Below are 15,704 nucleotides of genomic sequence, written 5' to 3'. Positions count from 1 at the left end.
GCGGGAAGTCATGAGGTTCGGTTCCGGAGAGAAACGACATGGCGGATGGACCGGCGCAGGCCCTTGCCGTCGGTACCTGCCTTGATGGCATCGGAGTCGCGGTCCTGCTGGCCTTCGAACTCCAGCTCGACGCGAACGGCCTTGACCCGCTTCCAGTTGCTGGCGGCGGTCACGGTAGTGGAGGTGACGTAGGCGTTTGCGCCTTCCACCAGATACGTAAGCTGCAGACCGCCGGCACCGGAGGCTGGCGTCGAGACGCCCTCCAGGATCTCGGACTCCTGGTCAAGCACGCTGCGGTACAGCGAATTGCCGCCGCGACCGTTGGCTTTCACGTACCAGCGCACCGCATTGAGCTTGGCGACCATCGCCGGCTTGTCGGCGGTGGCGTAGGCATAGCCGAACGCGCCGCAGCTGGGACCGACGCCGAGGTTCTGGCTGCAATTCTTGGTGCTGTTGGCCGAGACCGTGATGTCGTTGCCCGACGGGGCGCCGATGCGGAATATCGCCGCCTGGGTGTTGTCGCAGGCCACCACCACGTCGTCGGCGACGAAATCGGTCGGGGCCCGGGTCAGCGTGAATGTGTTGGATGCGTAGGTGTTGACCGAGATCACGTCATCGCTGGCCGAATGCAGTTCGATCGCATCCGTGCCGGCCACGGTATTGGTCAGTCCACCGTTTTCGTAGCCCACCAGGCCATCGCCCCAGTTCTTCCACCAGGCGGTGCCGACGACGACGTTCGCCATCGGCAGCATCGGCGCCTGACCGGCGACGGCCGGCCCGGGCTGGGCGCAGGGGGTGCCGTCGGCGTCGCGGATGTCGCGAGCCATCAGCTCGAATGCCATGCGCGCGCCTTCCTGGACGCGACCCAGGCTTTCGGTGGCCGCGTAGCTCTTGCGGTTGGTCATGAAGATGCCGACCGCGCCGACCGTGACCAGCAGGCCGATCAGCATCGCGACCATCAGCTCGACGAGAGTGACGCCGCGAACGCCGCGCAGGGAGTGGCCGGTCCGGACCATGGAGTTGCTCATATCTGCACCATCGTCTTCAGCGTCTGCGCGCTGCTGCCACCGGAACCACGCGAGTCGTCCCATTCCACCGTGATCGTGTAGACACCACTGGCGAATTCGACCGTCCCGCACGCGCTGTCGCCCATCACTGCCTGCATGTCGCGGATCCAGTCCTGCTGGTCGGCATCGCGCAACAGGTCCGGTGGGGTACCGGCGGCGGTTGGCACCGTGCAGGTGCGCGCCAGCGCGTAGTTGCCAGCGCGCGCGCTGACGACGTTGGCCCGCATGGCATCGAGGATCGTGTAGCTGGCGATCACGGCCTGGTTGCGTTCCAGCGAGCTCTGGCTGTTGCGCAGCGCGGTCGCCTGCAGCGCAGCCACGCCCAGCAGGCCGATGGCCAGGACCAGCACTGCGATCAGCACCTCAAGCAGGCTCATGCCGCGCTGCGAGGCGCGGGGGGCGGATGGTTGGCGCCGTTGCGAATGATTCATGGGAGATTCCAGTAGTTCGTCTTGTCGGGCTCAGTTGCACACGCCGGCAGTGCTGTCGCGCTCGACCCGGACCCGGCCGCCGGCGCCGATGGCGACATTGCGGACGTTGTCGGCGGGCACGGTGGCAGCCATGCAGATGCGGATCTGCCCGGTCAGCAGCTGACCGCCCTTGTTGCGGGCCATGCCGTCGGAGCGGAACATCACGATGCCCTCGGTCACGGCGCTGCTGGCCTTGATGGTCAGCGGCGTCGGCACGGCGGTGGCCAGGATGATCTCCTCGCCCGAATCGACGCTGGAGTCGGCGTCGGCGTCGGCAAACACCACCCAACCCTGCGAGGTGCCCACGCCACTGCAGGTGGCGCCGTCGGCGGAGCTGCAGATCACCACCCGGCCGTTGCGGCGGATGGCTTCCATGCGCGCCGACTGCAGCGAACCCACGAGCTCGTTGGCGGCAGCACTGAGCCGGCTTGAGTTCTGGACCAGGCGAAAACCGGGAATGGCCACCGACATCAGCACCGCCAGCACCGCCAGGGTGATGGCAAGTTCGACCAAGGTGAATCCACGTTCCTGGTTCCTGGCGCTGTACTGAGAGCGCCGGGTGTGTTGACGGCTAAACGGCATTGTCCCCTCCCCGGGAAACTTGCCTGCCAACCATAGGGACCGCCCGCCGGGAGCGCCAGCGACAACCGATTAGCGGAGCGCGGGACAGAATGAGCGGCGGGCAGCGAGCTGTCAGGAATGGACGACAGGGGCAGCCACGGGCGAAGCGACAGGGCATGATGTCGCTCGGGCCCGAATCGCCAACAGGACATGACCTCACCGGCACCCAGCCATCCGCTGGACACTCTTTGGCAGGCGCCCACCATCATCTGGGCACTGGTCGCCGGCGAAGGTGTCTCGATCATCCTGGCGCTTGCGCCCGGGATCAGCCAGGACCGCTGGGTGTATTTCGGACTGACCTCGATCCTGGTGCAGTGGGTGCTGCTGCTCAGCCTGGCCATGCTGTATCTGGTGCGGCGTCCGCTGGTGCGCCTGAAACCGCAGAGCGTGGCCTATGTCGCGCTTTGCGTGCTGTTGTTGAGCACCTGGCTGGTCGGGTCACTGACGTGGCTGTTGCTGCGCGACCTGTGGACGCTGGAGCGCGACGACTGGCAATCGCTGTTCCTGCGCCTTACCGGCATGGCCCTGGCCATGGGCCTGCTCGGGCTGGCCGCATTCCAGAACCACTGGCGGGCGCGGCAGCTGGCCGTCCAGGCCAAGCAGGCTCAACTGGAAGCCCTGCAGGCACGCATCCGACCGCACTTCCTCTTCAACACACTCAACACCGGCGCGGCGCTCGTGCACCGCAAGCCGGAGGAAGTCGAGCGCCTGCTGCTCGACCTGGCCGATCTGTTCCGCGCCGCGCTGGCCGGCCCGCGCGACATCTCGCTCGAGGACGAACTGGCGCTGGCGCGTCGTTACCTGGAGATCGAGCAACTGCGTTTCGGCGAGCGGCTGCAGGTCGACTGGCAACTGCCGCGCGAGATCCCGGCAGTCACAGTGCCGGCGCTGTCGATCCAGCCGCTGGTCGAAAACGCGATCCGCCACGGCATCGAGCGTCGCCCGGATGGCGGCCAGATCGAGATCGCCGTCACCACCACGCCCGATACGGTGATCGTGCGCATCATCAATCCATTGGCGCCCACCGGTGGCCACAACCCCGGCCATCACGTCGGCCTCAATGCCTCGCAGGTGCGGATCGAGGCGCTGACCGGCGGTCGCGGCAGCGTGATCACGCAGCAGGAAGGCAAGCGGTTCATCGCGACGGTGCGCTTGCCGGTGTCGCCGGGGTAGCTGCGGCGCCCTGCCCTCGCCCCAGCCCCCCTCCCGCGAGCGGGAGAGAGGCTTCAAGCGATCAGGCGACTACGCGATAGCAGGGCTTGTACTCGCCGGCGATCTTCATGCGGCGCTGCTCGACGAAGGCGCGCAGCAGCGAATCGAGCGACTGCATCATGTCGGCGTCGCCGTGGATCTCGAACGGGCCGTGCGCCTCGATCCGGCGCATGCCGTCTTCCTTGACGTTGCCGGCGACGATGCCAGAGAACGCGCGGCGCAGATCGGCGGCCAGTTCGTGCGGCTTGCGGCCGTGGTGCAGGTCGAGCGAAGCCATCGCCTCGTGCGTGGGCACAAACGGACGCTGGAACGCCAGCGGGATATCCACCGACCAGTTGAAGAAGAACGAGTCCTTCTGCGCGATGCGGTGCTCGCGGACCTTGCGGATGCCCGCCGTCATGCGCTTGGCGACCTTGTCGGGGTCGCCGACGATGATCTCGTAACGCTTGGTCGCGTCTTCGCCCAGGGTCAGGCGGATGAACTTGTCGATCTGCTCGAAGTACGGCGCCGACGCGGTCGGGCCGGTGAAGATCAGCGGGAACGGCAGGTGCGCGTTCTCTTCGCGCAGCAGGATGCCGAGCAGGTACAGGATCTCCTCGGCCGTGCCGACGCCACCGGGGAACACGATGATGCCGTGGCCGAGACGGACGAACGCCTCAAGGCGCTTTTCGATGTCCGGCATGATCACCAGGTGGTTGACGATCGGGTTCGGCGATTCGGCGGCGATGATGCCCGGCTCGGTGATGCCGATGTAGCGCGTGCGGCTGCGGCGCTGCTTGGCGTGGGCGATGGTCGCGCCCTTCATCGGGCCCTTCATCGCACCCGGGCCGCAGCCGGTGCAGATGTCGAGTCCGCGCAGGCCCAGCTCGTAACCTACCTGCTTGGTGTAGACGTACTCGTCGCGCGAGATCGAGTGGCCGCCCCAGCAGACCACCAGGTTGGGCTCGGTGGGATGCAGGATGCGCGCGTTGCGCAGCAGGCCGAACACCGAGTCGGTGATGCCCGAGGAGGATTCCAGGTCCTGGTTGGAGTCCGGGCCCAGTTCCATCACGGTATAGGCCAGGTCGCGGACTACGGCGAACAACAGCTCGGCGACGCCGCGGATGATCTCGCCGTCGACGAAGGCCATCGCCGGCGCATGGGTCAGGTCGATGCGTACGCCGCGGTCCTGCTGGTGCACCTGGATGTCGAATTCGGGGTACAGCTCGCGCGCGGCGCGCGGATCGTCGGAAGCGCTGCCGCTGGTCAGCACCGCCAGCGCGCAGCGGCGCAGCAGGTCGTGCATGCCGGTGGACACGTCGCGCAGGCGCGCGACCTCGTCACGCGAGAGGACGTCCAGGCCGCCTTTGGGGTAGATGCGGGCGTTGACGGTGGGGAGGGTGGTTTCAATGGTGGCGCTCATTGCTATCTCTTCTTTCGTCTTGTTTACCGGTACGACTCTAGCCTGCCCCCCCACAAAAGAAAACGGCCGGGAAACCCGGCCGTTTTCGTCAAACAGGCATTGCTGCCGATCAGAACTGGTAGCGGACGCTGACCTGGGCGGCCCAGCGCGAAACGCCCTTGTCGTCATAGATCGTCAGGTTGTCCGGGGTGTTGAAGCGGTAGACGTACTTGCCGGTCGCCGGATCGATGCCGCCGTACTCGACCACGCCACGCATCGCCGGGAACGCAGCTTCCTCGATGCGGCCCCAATCCTTGTTGAGCAAGTTGCCAAAGTTGAGGATGTCGAACGACAGCTCGGCCTTGTGGCCCTTCATGAAGCCCGGGAATTCCTGGGCGACGTGCAGGTCGAACTGGTTGACCCACTCGCCGGTGGCAGCGTTGCGCTCGGCGACCTGGCCACGGTGCGAGTTGAGGTACTCGTTGTTGTAGATGTAATCCCAGAAAGCCGCTTCTTCGGCAGCCTTCGTCGCGCCGCGGCCGACGATCACGTCGCCCGGAGCGGTCGGGATGTACAGCAGGTCGTTGAGGCGACCGTCACCGTTCACGTCATTGTCGAAGTTGTAGCTGTACGGACGACCCGAGCGGCCTTCATACACCATCGACACGATGGTGTTGTTGTCGCCGAAGAACGCGTGCTTCCAGCTGGCCGTGGCCAGGAAGCGGTCCTTGATCTCGTAGCTCGAGGTTGCCGAGACTTCCTCGTTGGCCTGGAAGACCGAGGTGTTGCCCAGCTGCGAGCTCGAGGTCGAGCTGGTCAGCGGGCTGACTTCGTTGGCGTTGGTGTAGGTGTACGACAGCGCCCAGGCCCAGTCGCCATCGTTGAACGGCTTGTTCAACGACAGGGTCAGCTGCTGGCTTTCGCCCTTGTTGGTCTGCTTGGCGATGATGGCGTCGTTGAAGCCATTCTGCGCAGCCGAACGGTTGCCGCGTGCGAGCGCGCCGCCGCTGGAAACGCCGTTGCGATCCCAGTTGAGCGGATTGCGACCCTGCTGGTTCCAGTAGATCGCGCGGCCATCCTGGCCGATCGCACCGACGTTACCCAGGTTGAGCTGCTGGTAGTAGATACCGTCCTTGACCGAGGTCAGCACCAGCTCGGTCGAGGCAACAACGCCCCACCACGGCAGCTCGGTGTCGAACGCGATGTTGGACTTCCACACCGACGGCTGCGCCAGGTCGGAATCGATGAAGTCGACCGACTGCTGGCCCGGGGTGCCACCGGCCTGGGCGATGGCCAGCTGGCCATTCGGGTCCGGCGAGAACGAGGTGGTGCCGTTGGCATCGAAGTAGTCGGTGTAGGTCACGCCGTTGTTGGCGTACGGGTTGGCCAGCCACACCGTGGCCGCTGCGCCCTTGAACAGACCAAGACCACCACGCACCTGGCTCGGGCGCTCGCTGTCGATGGTGTAGTTGAAGCCAAAGCGCGGCGACCACAGGTCGGTGCCGTCGATGGTGTTGTCGTTGCGCACGCCGAACAGCGCCGAGGCGGCGGCGTTGAACTTCGGCGCGTCATCGACGATCGAGCCGTCGTAACGCAGGCCGTAGGTCAGGGTCAGGTTGCTGTTGACCGCCCAGCTGTCCTGCACGAACACGCCAACGTTGCGCTGGGTGAAGACGGCTGCCATTGCGTCCAGGTCGCCGCCCTGCGGGTAGAACAGCTGATAGCGGCTGGACTGGTTGGCGGCGTAGGCGGCGATGCTGTTGAAGGTGTAGACACCGTTCACGCGACGGCCAAAGAGGTTGTAGACCTCGTTGGACTCGTAGTCGACGCCGAACTTGACGGTGTGGTCGCCCAGGAACAGGTTGCCGGCGAAGAACGCATTCCAGGTCTGCGTCTCGAGGACGTTGGCGTGGGTGTTCTCTTCGGTGCCGAAGTTCAGCGTGTTGCTGCCGATGCGCACGGCGATCGCCGGCAGGTCGGCCAGCGGGTTACGCACGGCCGAGTAGTCGCGGTACGACACCTTGGCTTCGGTCGAGAACACGTCGGTCCAGTCGCTGAACAGCTGCGCGCTGTAGGTCTCGAGGCTGAAGTCCTGCACGTAGTGGTACGTGTTCAGGGCCAGCGACGAGGCGTTGAAGCCCTGCAGGAACGGCGTGCTCTGCTCGGTCTTGCCGTAGCGGAAGCTGGCGCGGTGGGCGTCGGTGATGTTCCAGTCGATCTTCAGGCCGTACTCTTCGCTCTCGGTGTCGAGCGAGGGCTTGGCCAGCGTGCCCGGATCGAAGCCCTTGGCCCGCGACAGCGCGATGACTTCATCGATCTGCGCCTGGGTGATGCCGACGATGTTGCTCTCGCCCGAGCCGACCGGACCGAAACCGGAGTTGCCGGTGAACAGGTCCTTGCCGGTGTAGTTCTCGTAGTTGGCGAAGAAGAACAGCTTGTCCTTGATCAGCGGACCACCGAAGGTCATGCCGTAGGTCTGCTCGTTGTCGAACAGCTTCGGACGGACGTCGTTCTGGTTCTTGCCGGACCAGTCGTTGTCGCGGTAGATGCCGTAGACCGAACCGTGGAACTCGTTGGTGCCGGACTTGGTGACCGCGTTGATCACGCCACCGGTGCCGCCGGAGATGGTGACGTCGTAGTTGGCGACGTCGACCGAGATCTCATCGATGGTGTCCATCGAGAACGGCTGGCGCGGGGTCGGCAGGCCGTTGCCCTGCAGGCCGAACGAGTCGGCGCCGCTGATGCCATCGACGCGGATCACGTTGTAGCGCGGGTTCTGGCCGCCGACCGTGATCTCGTTGCGGGCCTTGTCGCTCTGCACGACGCGCGGGTCGAGGCGGGCGAAGTCCTGCAGGTTGCGGTTGATGCTCGGCATCGACTCGATCTGCTCGCGGGTGATCTGCGAGCCGGCGCCCATCTTGTTGGCGCTGAAAACTTCCGAACCGCCGTACGAGATCGCCTGCACCGATTCCAGCGTGGTGACTTCGTTGTTCAGCGACAGGTCGACCTGGTTGACCTTGTCGAGGTTCAGGAACACGCCGTCCTGGCTGGTGCTGCCTGCGCCGGCCTTGTTGATGGTGACGGTGTACGGGCCGCCGACGCGCAGACCGCGGGCGTTGTAGCGACCGTCGGCACCGGTGACGGCGCGGCTGACCGTGCCCGACTCGGTGTGGGTGATGACGACTTCGGCGCCGGCGACGGGCTGGCCGTCAGCAGCGACAACGCGACCGCCGATACCGGCCGAGGTGGCCTGGGCGAACACAGTGGAAGTAGCGAGGACAGCCAGCAGGCCAAGCGTGAGCTTGGACATACGGACGCGGTTCGGATGGGTCATTGCGATGGCCTCATACATGGTTCGAATGGAAAAAACGACGCGACCAGCGCGGAACCTGTCCGCGCCTGGTCGAAATTCGGATTTGCGGCTGCCCCGGCCCCTGTGGGGTGCGGGCCCCTACCACTGTGTTAACAGTAGTTTAACAGGCTATGTGCGTCTTGTGACAGAGACGTGACGACGGTCAAGATTCGCCATGGGCGGCAAAGCCGTCCCTGGAGGCCGGTAGCCTTGGCGGTGCAGGCCCGGCGGCAGTGACCGCGGGGCAATGGGCGGGCTCCGGGGAACAATGGCCCCGGACCCGGCCGCGGCGCTTACGGCGGGGCGATCTGCAGGTAGGTGCCCAGGCCGTCCAGGAACATCTGCACCGAAATGGCCACCAGCAGCATGCCCATCAGGCGTTCGATGGCGGTCAGCGCGCGGATGCCCATCAGCTTGTAGAGCAAGGTGGCGCTGAAGAGGATCGCCGCGGTCGCGCCCCAGGCAATCAGCAGGGCCAGGCTCCACTCGCCCAGGCGGGTGGGCTCGTTGCTGCCCATCAGCATCACCGCGGCCATGCCCGAGGGGCCGGCCACCAGCGGGATGGCCATTGGCACGATGAAAGGCTCGCCATCTGGGATCTCGCCCATCAGCCCTTCCGGCGGCGGGAAGATCATGCGGATGCCGATCAGGAACAGGACGATGCCGCCGGCAATGGACACCGATTCCTGGCGCAGGTGCATCAGTTCCAGGGCGTACTTGCCGCCCCACAGGAACATCATCAGCACCGCCAGGGCGATCAGCAGTTCGCGCGCGAGCACGATCCGCTGGCGCCTGGGCGGCAGGCCGCGCAGCAGGCTCAGGAACACCGGCACGTTGCCGAGCGGGTCCAGGATCAGGAACAGCAGCAGGGCCGCCGAGGCAATCGTCATGGGCGTGGCGTCATCGGCAGGCGTCAGTGGCCCGGCTGGCTTGGAAGGGTCGGAAGAACGGGCAGGCTCAACGCCGAAGGCGCGGGCGGATTCCAGATCTGGCCGCGATGCGCCGCCCCGGCCTCGGACAACAGGGTGACGCAGGCGGCGGCATACGCCGACGGATCGGCGGCGGAACGGTCATCGCCTTCGACATAGGCCTTCGCGCGCAACGGCGTGCGCATCGGACCCGGCTGCAGCCCGGCCACGCGCACGTTGCTGTTGGCCAGTTCGCCATGGAGCATCCCGACCAGGGCGGCAACGCCCTGCTTGGCAATGCCATAGCCGCCCCAGTACGCCTTGCTGGTGAGCGCCGGATCGTCGAGGACGAAAACCACGGCCGCATCGCGCGCCTTGCCCAGCAGCGGCAGGCAGGCCTGGGTCAGCCACCACGGCGCGGTGAGGTTGACGTGGATGGCGCGGGCGAAGACGGCCGGGTCGGTCTGCGCGAGCGGCGTGAGGCCGGCGAACTCGGCGGCGCAATGCAGCACGCCGTCGAGGTGGCCGACTTCGCTTTCCAGGCGTTGCGCCAACTCGGCGTAGTCGTCAGGCGACGCGCCTTCCAGGTCGAGCGGGTACAGCAGCGGCTCCGGCCCTGCCTGGGCCAGCGCGTCGTAAACGCGGTTCAACTTCGGCAGCTTGCGCCCGAGCAGGATGACGGTCGCCCCGGCGCGCGTGCACGCCAGCGCAGCGGCCTGGCCGAGGCCGCCATGGGCGCCGGTCACCAGAACGACACGTCCTTCGAGAGCGCGGCCTTCCAGCGCGCGGGCATCCTGCGCGGGTTCCACCGCTGCCATCACTGGCTGTGGGTCTCGCTGATCATGCGCGCCAGCTCACCGGACTCGAACAGCTCCATGGTGATGTCGCAGCCGCCGATCAGTTCGCCGTGGATGAACAGTTGCGGGAATGTCGGCCAGTTCGAGTAGCGCGGCAGGTTGGCGCGGATCTCGGGATCCTCGAGCACGTTGACGGTGTGCAGCTCGTTCGCACCTGCCGCCTTGAGCGCCTGCACCGCGCGGCTGGAGAAGCCGCACATCGGGAACTGCGCCGTCCCCTTCATGAAAAGGACGATCGGATGGCTTTCGACTTCAGCCTGGATCCGCTCCATAACGGACATGGGTGCAACTCCTGCGATGGTGCGTTGCGAACCTTTGACGGCACGGCAACGAAGCGTGGGGATAGAATGGGTAATTGTAAGCCTTCCCGAGCCGCGGACGCTCCGGCACCCCGGATCGCGCCCCCGGCCCTCCCCTTAGCCAGCCCTCTGGAGCCCGCAATGGCCATCGAACTGCCCGCCCTGCCCTACGACCGCACCGCGCTCGAACCGCACATCTCCGGCGAAACCATCGACTTCCACTACGGCAAGCATCACAAGACCTACGTCGACAACCTCAACAAGATGATCGAGGGGACCGAGTTCGCCGGCATGGCGCTCGAGGACATCATCCGCAAGTCGCAGGGCGGCATGTTCAACAACGCCGCGCAGATCTGGAACCACACCTTCTACTGGAACTGCCTGTCCCCCAACGGCGGCGGCGAGCCCGGCGGCAAGCTGGCGGAGCTCATCACCAAGGCCTTCGGCGACTTCGCCAAGTTCAAGGAAGAGTTCACCAAGGTCACGGTCGGCACGTTCGGTTCGGGCTGGGGCTGGCTGGTGCAGCGTCCGGACGGTTCGCTGGCCCTGGTCAGCACCTCCAACGCCGCCACCCCGCTGACCGGCGACGACACCCCGCTGCTGACCTGCGATGTGTGGGAGCACGCCTACTACATCGATTACCGCAACGCCCGCCCGAAGTACGTCGAGTCGTTCTGGAACCTGGTCAACTGGGACTTCGTGGCCGCGAACCTGAAGTAAGCGAACCTGAAGCAAGCGACAGAGCGCTCCAGAAACAAACGGCCGGGGAAACCCGGCCGTTTGCGTTTCGTGCCGATGGCGGCGTTACGAGCGCGCCAGCGCCGCGATCACCGGATCGACCTGCGCCTGTCGGCCCAGCCCTTCGCCTATGCGCTGCAGCGACGTCGCCAGCGCCTGCGAGGAGTCGGCACGCACCGTCGCGTGACCGACCTTGCGACCGGCGCGCGACGACTTGCCGTAGTCGTGCCAGTGACCACCCGGCTCGGCCAGCACCGGCGTCGGCGACGGCATCTCGCCGATCCAGTTGAGCATGCAGGCCACGCCAACCATGCGCGTGTCGCCCAGCGGCAGGCCGAGCACCGCGCGCAGATGGTTCTGGAACTGCGAGGTTTCGCTTCCCTCGATCGTCCAGTGACCGGAGTTGTGCACGCGCGGGGCGAGTTCGTTGGCCAGCAGCTTGCCGTCGCGGCAGAACAGTTCCAGTGCGAACACGCCCACGTAGTCCAGTGCCTGGGCCAGCTTTCGCGCATGTTCGTAGGCGACTTCGGCCAGCGCGGTATCGACGCGCGCCGGGGCCAGGCTGGCCGACAGCACGCCGTCGACGTGCCAGTTCTCGGTCAGCGGCCAGGTGCGGAATTCGCCGTCGCGGCCGCGTACCGCCACCACCGACAGCTCGCGCTCGAAATGGACGAAGCCTTCCAGGATCAGGCCGACGTTGCTCGCCTGCGCGCCCAGGGTGTCCCAGGCGGCATCGGCATCGGCCGGCGTCTTGATGCGGAACTGGCCCTTGCCGTCGTAGCCCAGGCGGCGGGTCTTGAGGATGCAGGGCGCGCCGATCTTCGCGATCGCGGCGTCGAGCTGTTCGCGCGTGTCGATCGCGGCGAACGGCGGCACCGGGATGCCCAGCTCCTCGAACAGGGTCTTCTCGGCCAGCCGGTCCTGCGCCGTTGCCAGCGCGCGCGGGTTCGGGAATACCTGCACGCGTTCGCTGAGCCATTGCGCCGATTCGGCCGGGACGTTCTCGAAATCGAACGTGGCCACGTCGACGCGCGAAGCGAATTCGGCCAGCGTGGATTCGTCGCGGTAGTCACCCACGACCATCGGCGCGAACTGCCCGGCGCAGGCGTCGGCGACGTTGTCCATCACCAGGAAGCGCAGGCCGAGCGGCGCACCGGAAAGCGCGAGCATGCGGGCCAGTTGCCCGCCGCCGAGGATGCCGACCGTGGTCATTTCCGCGGATCGTCGTTGGCGAGCACGTCGTCGGTCTGGCGCGTGCGGAAGGTGTCGAGCGCCGCGGCGATCACCGGATGTTCGGCGGCCAGCATCGCGGCAGCGAACAGCGCGGCGTTGGCGGCGCCGGCATTGCCGATGGCGAAGGTCGCGACCGGGATGCCGGCCGGCATCTGCACGATCGACAGCAGCGAGTCCATGCCGTTGAGCGCCTTGCTCTGCACCGGCACGCCCAGCACCGGCACGGCGGTCTTGGCGGCGAGCATGCCCGGCAGGTGGGCGGCGCCGCCGGCGCCGGCAATGATCGCGCGCAATCCGCGCGACTGCGCAGTGGCGGCGTAGTCGAACAGGACGTCGGGGGTGCGGTGCGCCGAGACCACGCGGATCTCATGCGGGACGCCCAGCGCCTCGAGCTTGGCGGCGGCGTGCTGCATCGTCTCCCAGTCGGAGCGCGAGCCCATCACGATGCCGACAAGCGGCGCTACTTGGTCTACTGGCATGGTCCTGCCCTTGTGCAAAGACGTATTCTAACGCCCTGTTCCGTTCCCCCGGCACCACACCGTATGGATCGCAAGCTGCTCGACCTCCTTGTCTGCCCGACCACCCGCCAGCCCCTGCAATTGCTGGACGGCCGCGGCCTGCAGGCCCTGAACGACGCGATCCAGGCCGGTGGCATCGTCCGCGGCGACGGCAGCGCCCAGGCCGCTGCGGTGAAGGAAGCCCTGATCACCCGCGACCGCAAGATCGCCTATCGCATCGACGATGGCATCCCGGTGCTGCTGGCCGAAGAGGCCATCGCCACCGCCCAGGTCGACGCTTTCCCCGGCGCATGACCGCGCCCTTCGCCCCGCCGCCGGCCGAGGCCGTGGAGGACGACGTCGCCCGCGCACTGGCCGAGGACCTTGGCAGTGGCGACGTCACCGCCGCCCTGCTGCCCGATACCGCCGACAGCGCCTACCTGCTGTGCAAGGAAGACGCCGTGGTGTGCGGCCGGCCCTGGTTCGATGCCTGCCATCGCGCGCTCGATCCGCAGGTGCGCATCGACTGGCACGTGGCCGAAGGCGATCGCGTCGCCAAGGGCACGGTGCTGGCGATCCTGCAGGGCCGCTCGCGGGCACTGGTCAGTGCCGAGCGCACCTCGCTGAATTTCCTGCAGACGCTGTCTGGCACGGCGACCACCACCGCGGCTTATGTCGATGCCGTCCAGGGTACCGGCGCGAAAATCCTCGATACCCGCAAGACCATCCCCGGCCTGCGCCTGGCGCAGAAGTACGCCGTCCGAGTCGGTGGCGGCGTCAACCACCGCATCGGCCTGCATGACGCGGTGATGCTCAAGGAAAACCACGTGCGCGCGGCCGGTTCGCTCACCGCGGCCATCCGCGCCGCCCGGGCGATGCACCCGCAACTGCCGCTGATCGTCGAGGTGGAGACGATCGCGCAGCTGGAAGAAGCCCTGCGCGAAGGTTGCGATCGCATCCTGATCGACGACTTCGATGCCGATACCCGGCGCCAGGCCGTCCGCATCGCGTCGAACCCGCCGTTCGACCGGCGCATTCCGCTCGAGGTCTCCGGCGGCGTCGACATGCAGACGTTGCGCGCGATCGCCGAAGACGGCGTCGACTGCATTTCCATCGGCGGACTGACCAAGCACGTCCGCGCGATCGACCTGTCGCTCAAGCTGGGCCCGCCGCCGGGTTGAGGCGGCGACGCCCCGGGCGCCTGCTCAGAAAGCCGGCAGGCGCTGACCCGACAGCACGAAGGCGACAGCCGCCGCCGCGCCCACGAGCACCATGGCCAGCAGCACGATCGCCAGCAGCCGCGGCCACAGCGGCCGTCTGCCCGGCGCAGGCCGCGGCGCGGCAACGACCTGCACGGGCTCGGCCTTGGCCGTGGCCGCCAGCCGGAAGCGCACCGTGTCGAAGGCGATCTCGTCGCCAACCTTGGCCTCGCCACGCAGGACGCGCTTGCCGTTGATGAAGCTGCCGTTGCTCGAACCCAGGTCTTCGACCTGCAGTCCGCTGTCGGTGGGCATCAGCCGGGCATGGTTGCGCGACACCCCCGGCGAGTCGAAGCGCAGGGTGCTTTCGCTGCTGCGGCCCACGGTAATCACGCCCACCAGCGGTTCGCTCCGCCCCGACACTTCGGCCGAGATGCCGCGCAGGAAGAAGCGCGGCACCACCGGTCGCACCGCGGTCACGCCCGGGTCGTCGTTGGCCGGGATCAGATCCGGGCCGGCTGACGGGGGCTGGCGACCGACCACCGGGGCCGGGCCCAGTGCGGCGAGCTTGGCCTGGACCTGGTCGAAACCGACGCTGTCACCCGGGCGCAGCGTGATCAGCCCGGCCACGTTGCGGCCGTTGACGCTGACCGCGGTGCCGGGCGGAACATCCAGCATCACGCCCTGTGCGGTGACATGCAGCAGGCAATGCTGCGGCAGCACGCCGGGGCGGTCGATGACGATGGTGGAGTGCGGATCGGAGCCGACGCGGTTGATGCCGTGGCCCAGCAGTACCTGCGGGTGTTCGCCACCCGGAAAGACGAGTTTCATCGTGGACCTGCTCCCCTGTCAGCAATGTCCCGTACCCCTTGCGGCCGGCGCGGCGCGCCGCCACATTTAGGACCTGGATTTCCCATCATCCGCGGTCCCCAATTGCATGCCGACTTTACTGTTTCTGATGATTGCCGCTGCGATGGTGTTCGCATTCTGGAGTGCCGGCCGCGCCGCCGCCGAGCGCGCCGAAGCGGTCGGTCGTGACGCCTGCAAGGCCGCCGGGGTGCAGTGGCTGGACCAGAGCGTGCACGCCACCGGCATCCGCCTGTGCCGCCAGGACAGTGGCTGGCTGGGCTGGGAACGCACCTTCCGCTTCGACTATTCGATCGATGGCGAGGACCGGCACGTGGGCCGGATGGTGCTGCGCGGGGATCGGCTGATTGCGTTCAGCGGGCCGGTGACGCGGGCGCCGGCGCAGTTGCACTGAAAGGCCAGCGCGACGTCCTTGGATCTCCCCGCGTTCGCGGGGATGGCGGCCTGCGTTACTTGACGATGCGAAGGTGCCCGCCGCGGCGCGGCGACGGCGTCGGCGATTGCGGGCCATCGTCGTCGCCTTCGGGCGACGGATTGCTGGGCACCGCGCTGAGGGTCGTGGTCACGCCCTCTTCGTTGTTTTCCATGTCGCTGTCGAGGTCGCCATCGTCGCCGGCCGCATGCACGTCGTCGGGCAGCGCCATGCCCTGCCCGGTCTCGCGCGCGTAGATCGCCAGCACCGCCTGCACCGGCACGCTCACCGGATAGCTGACGCCGCCGAAGCGGGCGCTGAAGCGGATGGCGTCGTTGCCCATTTCCAGATGGGAGACCGCGCGCTCGGCGATGTTGAGCACGATCTTGCCATCCTTCACCGCATGCACCGGCACCTGCACGGCCGGCCGCGCCGCATCGACCAGCAGGTGCGGGGTCATGCCGTTATCGGCGATCCATTCGTACAACGCCCGCAGCAGATAGGGGCGGTGACTGGTCATCGGGGGACTTTCCTGACTCATGTGCGCAGTTTAGCGCCGTCATGTCGTGGGCAGGTGGAAACCGGAGGCCC

General features: G+C 67.1%; 17 protein-coding genes. 5 read left to right on the top strand and 12 right to left on the bottom strand.

Translation table 11 applies throughout. The features are described from left to right. Positions 1 to 8: 8 nt before the first annotated feature. Genes AC1DER_RS16565 through AC1DER_RS16555 form a run of 3 tightly spaced genes read right to left on the bottom strand, consistent with a single transcriptional unit; the run spans position 9 to position 2,119 of the window. Positions 9 to 1,028: a prepilin-type N-terminal cleavage/methylation domain-containing protein gene (locus AC1DER_RS16565; protein ID WP_477246051.1), complete on the bottom strand. Its 1,020-nt coding sequence runs from the start codon at positions 1,026 to 1,028 to the stop codon at positions 9 to 11. Then, positions 1,025 to 1,498, bottom strand: a complete 474-nt coding sequence (gene pilV / locus AC1DER_RS16560) for a type IV pilus modification protein PilV (RefSeq protein ID WP_477246049.1) — start codon at positions 1,496 to 1,498, stop codon at positions 1,025 to 1,027. The genes AC1DER_RS16565 and pilV overlap by 4 nt, the downstream gene beginning before the upstream one ends. A 30-nt stretch (positions 1,499 to 1,528) precedes the next feature. Next, a complete protein-coding gene (locus tag AC1DER_RS16555) occupies positions 1,529 to 2,119 on the bottom strand; it encodes a GspH/FimT family pseudopilin (RefSeq protein WP_441815152.1) in 591 nt (196 codons plus the stop codon). Between the two features lie 189 nt (positions 2,120 to 2,308). On the opposite strand from AC1DER_RS16555, the gene AC1DER_RS16550 reads away from it, so the two are divergent. Further along, complete coding sequence (locus AC1DER_RS16550) at positions 2,309 to 3,331, top strand: sensor histidine kinase (protein WP_441815153.1); 1,023 nt, start codon at positions 2,309 to 2,311, stop codon at positions 3,329 to 3,331. A gap of 61 nt (positions 3,332 to 3,392) precedes the next feature. On the opposite strand, the gene ppnN is transcribed toward AC1DER_RS16550, so the two are convergent. From ppnN to grxD, 5 genes are all read right to left on the bottom strand, one after another. Next, on the bottom strand, positions 3,393 to 4,772 hold the full coding sequence (ppnN, locus tag AC1DER_RS16545) for a nucleotide 5'-monophosphate nucleosidase PpnN (protein ID WP_477246045.1): 1,380 nt from the start codon (positions 4,770 to 4,772) through the stop codon (positions 3,393 to 3,395). Between the two features lie 109 nt (positions 4,773 to 4,881). Continuing rightward, positions 4,882 to 8,085, bottom strand: coding sequence for a TonB-dependent receptor (locus AC1DER_RS16540; protein ID WP_477246043.1), 3,204 nt, complete (start codon positions 8,083 to 8,085; stop codon positions 4,882 to 4,884). Positions 8,086 to 8,396: 311 nt separating this feature from the next. Further along, the gene (locus tag AC1DER_RS16535) at positions 8,397 to 8,993 is read right to left on the bottom strand and encodes a YhgN family NAAT transporter (protein WP_386704543.1); all 597 of its coding nucleotides are present in this window, start codon (positions 8,991 to 8,993) and stop codon (positions 8,397 to 8,399) included. A 23-nt stretch (positions 8,994 to 9,016) separates the two neighbouring features. Next, positions 9,017 to 9,829, bottom strand: coding sequence for an SDR family NAD(P)-dependent oxidoreductase (locus tag AC1DER_RS16530; protein WP_441815156.1), 813 nt, complete (start codon positions 9,827 to 9,829; stop codon positions 9,017 to 9,019). Continuing rightward, positions 9,829 to 10,149 (bottom strand): Grx4 family monothiol glutaredoxin, encoded by a 321-nt coding sequence (grxD, locus tag AC1DER_RS16525; protein ID WP_241920062.1) that lies wholly within the window; start codon positions 10,147 to 10,149, stop codon positions 9,829 to 9,831. Before grxD ends, AC1DER_RS16530 begins: the two co-directional genes overlap by 1 nt. A gap of 159 nt (positions 10,150 to 10,308) precedes the next feature. Here grxD and AC1DER_RS16520 point away from each other — a divergent pair, with 159 nt between their 5' ends. Further along, positions 10,309 to 10,887: a superoxide dismutase gene (locus AC1DER_RS16520; protein WP_441815157.1), complete on the top strand. Its 579-nt coding sequence runs from the start codon at positions 10,309 to 10,311 to the stop codon at positions 10,885 to 10,887. Between the two features lie 84 nt (positions 10,888 to 10,971). Here the strand turns inward: AC1DER_RS16520 and AC1DER_RS16515 are convergent, their stop codons facing one another. Continuing rightward, a complete protein-coding gene (locus tag AC1DER_RS16515; protein WP_477246040.1) occupies positions 10,972 to 12,117 on the bottom strand; it encodes a 5-(carboxyamino)imidazole ribonucleotide synthase in 1,146 nt (381 codons plus the stop codon). Further along, positions 12,114 to 12,617: a 5-(carboxyamino)imidazole ribonucleotide mutase gene (purE, locus tag AC1DER_RS16510; protein WP_477246038.1), complete on the bottom strand. Its 504-nt coding sequence runs from the start codon at positions 12,615 to 12,617 to the stop codon at positions 12,114 to 12,116. Before purE ends, AC1DER_RS16515 begins: the two co-directional genes overlap by 4 nt. Before the next feature lie 63 nt (positions 12,618 to 12,680). On the opposite strand from purE, the gene AC1DER_RS16505 reads away from it, so the two are divergent. Both AC1DER_RS16505 and nadC read left to right on the top strand, forming a co-directional pair. Further along, positions 12,681 to 12,950, top strand: a complete 270-nt coding sequence (locus AC1DER_RS16505; protein ID WP_441815160.1) for a Trm112 family protein — start codon at positions 12,681 to 12,683, stop codon at positions 12,948 to 12,950. Then, positions 12,947 to 13,816 carry a carboxylating nicotinate-nucleotide diphosphorylase gene (nadC, locus tag AC1DER_RS16500; RefSeq protein WP_477246036.1) on the top strand — a complete coding sequence of 290 codons (870 nt, stop codon included), beginning with the start codon at positions 12,947 to 12,949 and terminating at the stop codon, positions 13,814 to 13,816. The genes AC1DER_RS16505 and nadC overlap by 4 nt, the downstream gene beginning before the upstream one ends. Positions 13,817 to 13,840: 24 nt before the next feature. Here nadC and AC1DER_RS16495 read toward each other — a convergent pair whose 3' ends face one another. Continuing rightward, the gene (locus AC1DER_RS16495; RefSeq protein WP_477246034.1) at positions 13,841 to 14,665 is read right to left on the bottom strand and encodes an FHA domain-containing protein; all 825 of its coding nucleotides are present in this window, start codon (positions 14,663 to 14,665) and stop codon (positions 13,841 to 13,843) included. Between the two features lie 106 nt (positions 14,666 to 14,771). Here AC1DER_RS16495 and AC1DER_RS16490 point away from each other — a divergent pair, with 106 nt between their 5' ends. Next, complete coding sequence (locus tag AC1DER_RS16490) at positions 14,772 to 15,095, top strand: DUF3301 domain-containing protein (RefSeq protein ID WP_441815163.1); 324 nt, start codon at positions 14,772 to 14,774, stop codon at positions 15,093 to 15,095. Positions 15,096 to 15,150: 55 nt separating this feature from the next. Here the strand turns inward: AC1DER_RS16490 and AC1DER_RS16485 are convergent, their stop codons facing one another. Further along, on the bottom strand, positions 15,151 to 15,654 hold the full coding sequence (locus tag AC1DER_RS16485) for a ClpXP protease specificity-enhancing factor (RefSeq protein ID WP_441815164.1): 504 nt from the start codon (positions 15,652 to 15,654) through the stop codon (positions 15,151 to 15,153). Positions 15,655 to 15,704 lie beyond the last annotated feature (50 nt).

It is taken from the genome of Lysobacter sp. 05T417 (assembly GCF_056396405.1).
The sequence above is the reverse complement of the archived record's forward strand: the minus strand, read 5'-3'. Positions and strand labels throughout refer to the sequence as shown.

What these genes read in the sequence shown, in the direction of transcription:
- AC1DER_RS16565 (WP_477246051.1), bottom strand. Translation starts at nt 1,028, where the DNA reads ATGAGCAACTCCATGGTCCGGACCGGCCACTCCCTGCGCGGCGTTCGC.
- pilV (WP_477246049.1), bottom strand. Translation starts at nt 1,498, where the DNA reads ATGAATCATTCGCAACGGCGCCAACCATCCGCCCCCCGCGCCTCGCAG.
- AC1DER_RS16555 (WP_441815152.1), bottom strand. Translation starts at nt 2,119, where the DNA reads ATGCCGTTTAGCCGTCAACACACCCGGCGCTCTCAGTACAGCGCCAGG.
- AC1DER_RS16550 (WP_441815153.1), top strand. Translation starts at nt 2,309, where the DNA reads ATGACCTCACCGGCACCCAGCCATCCGCTGGACACTCTTTGGCAGGCG.
- ppnN (WP_477246045.1), bottom strand. Translation starts at nt 4,772, where the DNA reads ATGAGCGCCACCATTGAAACCACCCTCCCCACCGTCAACGCCCGCATC.
- AC1DER_RS16540 (WP_477246043.1), bottom strand. Translation starts at nt 8,085, where the DNA reads ATGACCCATCCGAACCGCGTCCGTATGTCCAAGCTCACGCTTGGCCTG.
- AC1DER_RS16535 (WP_386704543.1), bottom strand. Translation starts at nt 8,993, where the DNA reads ATGACGATTGCCTCGGCGGCCCTGCTGCTGTTCCTGATCCTGGACCCG.
- AC1DER_RS16530 (WP_441815156.1), bottom strand. Translation starts at nt 9,829, where the DNA reads ATGGCAGCGGTGGAACCCGCGCAGGATGCCCGCGCGCTGGAAGGCCGC.
- grxD (WP_241920062.1), bottom strand. Translation starts at nt 10,149, where the DNA reads ATGTCCGTTATGGAGCGGATCCAGGCTGAAGTCGAAAGCCATCCGATC.
- AC1DER_RS16520 (WP_441815157.1), top strand. Translation starts at nt 10,309, where the DNA reads ATGGCCATCGAACTGCCCGCCCTGCCCTACGACCGCACCGCGCTCGAA.
- AC1DER_RS16515 (WP_477246040.1), bottom strand. Translation starts at nt 12,117, where the DNA reads ATGACCACGGTCGGCATCCTCGGCGGCGGGCAACTGGCCCGCATGCTC.
- purE (WP_477246038.1), bottom strand. Translation starts at nt 12,617, where the DNA reads ATGCCAGTAGACCAAGTAGCGCCGCTTGTCGGCATCGTGATGGGCTCG.
- AC1DER_RS16505 (WP_441815160.1), top strand. Translation starts at nt 12,681, where the DNA reads ATGGATCGCAAGCTGCTCGACCTCCTTGTCTGCCCGACCACCCGCCAG.
- nadC (WP_477246036.1), top strand. Translation starts at nt 12,947, where the DNA reads ATGACCGCGCCCTTCGCCCCGCCGCCGGCCGAGGCCGTGGAGGACGAC.
- AC1DER_RS16495 (WP_477246034.1), bottom strand. Translation starts at nt 14,665, where the DNA reads ATGAAACTCGTCTTTCCGGGTGGCGAACACCCGCAGGTACTGCTGGGC.
- AC1DER_RS16490 (WP_441815163.1), top strand. Translation starts at nt 14,772, where the DNA reads ATGCCGACTTTACTGTTTCTGATGATTGCCGCTGCGATGGTGTTCGCA.
- AC1DER_RS16485 (WP_441815164.1), bottom strand. Translation starts at nt 15,654, where the DNA reads ATGAGTCAGGAAAGTCCCCCGATGACCAGTCACCGCCCCTATCTGCTG.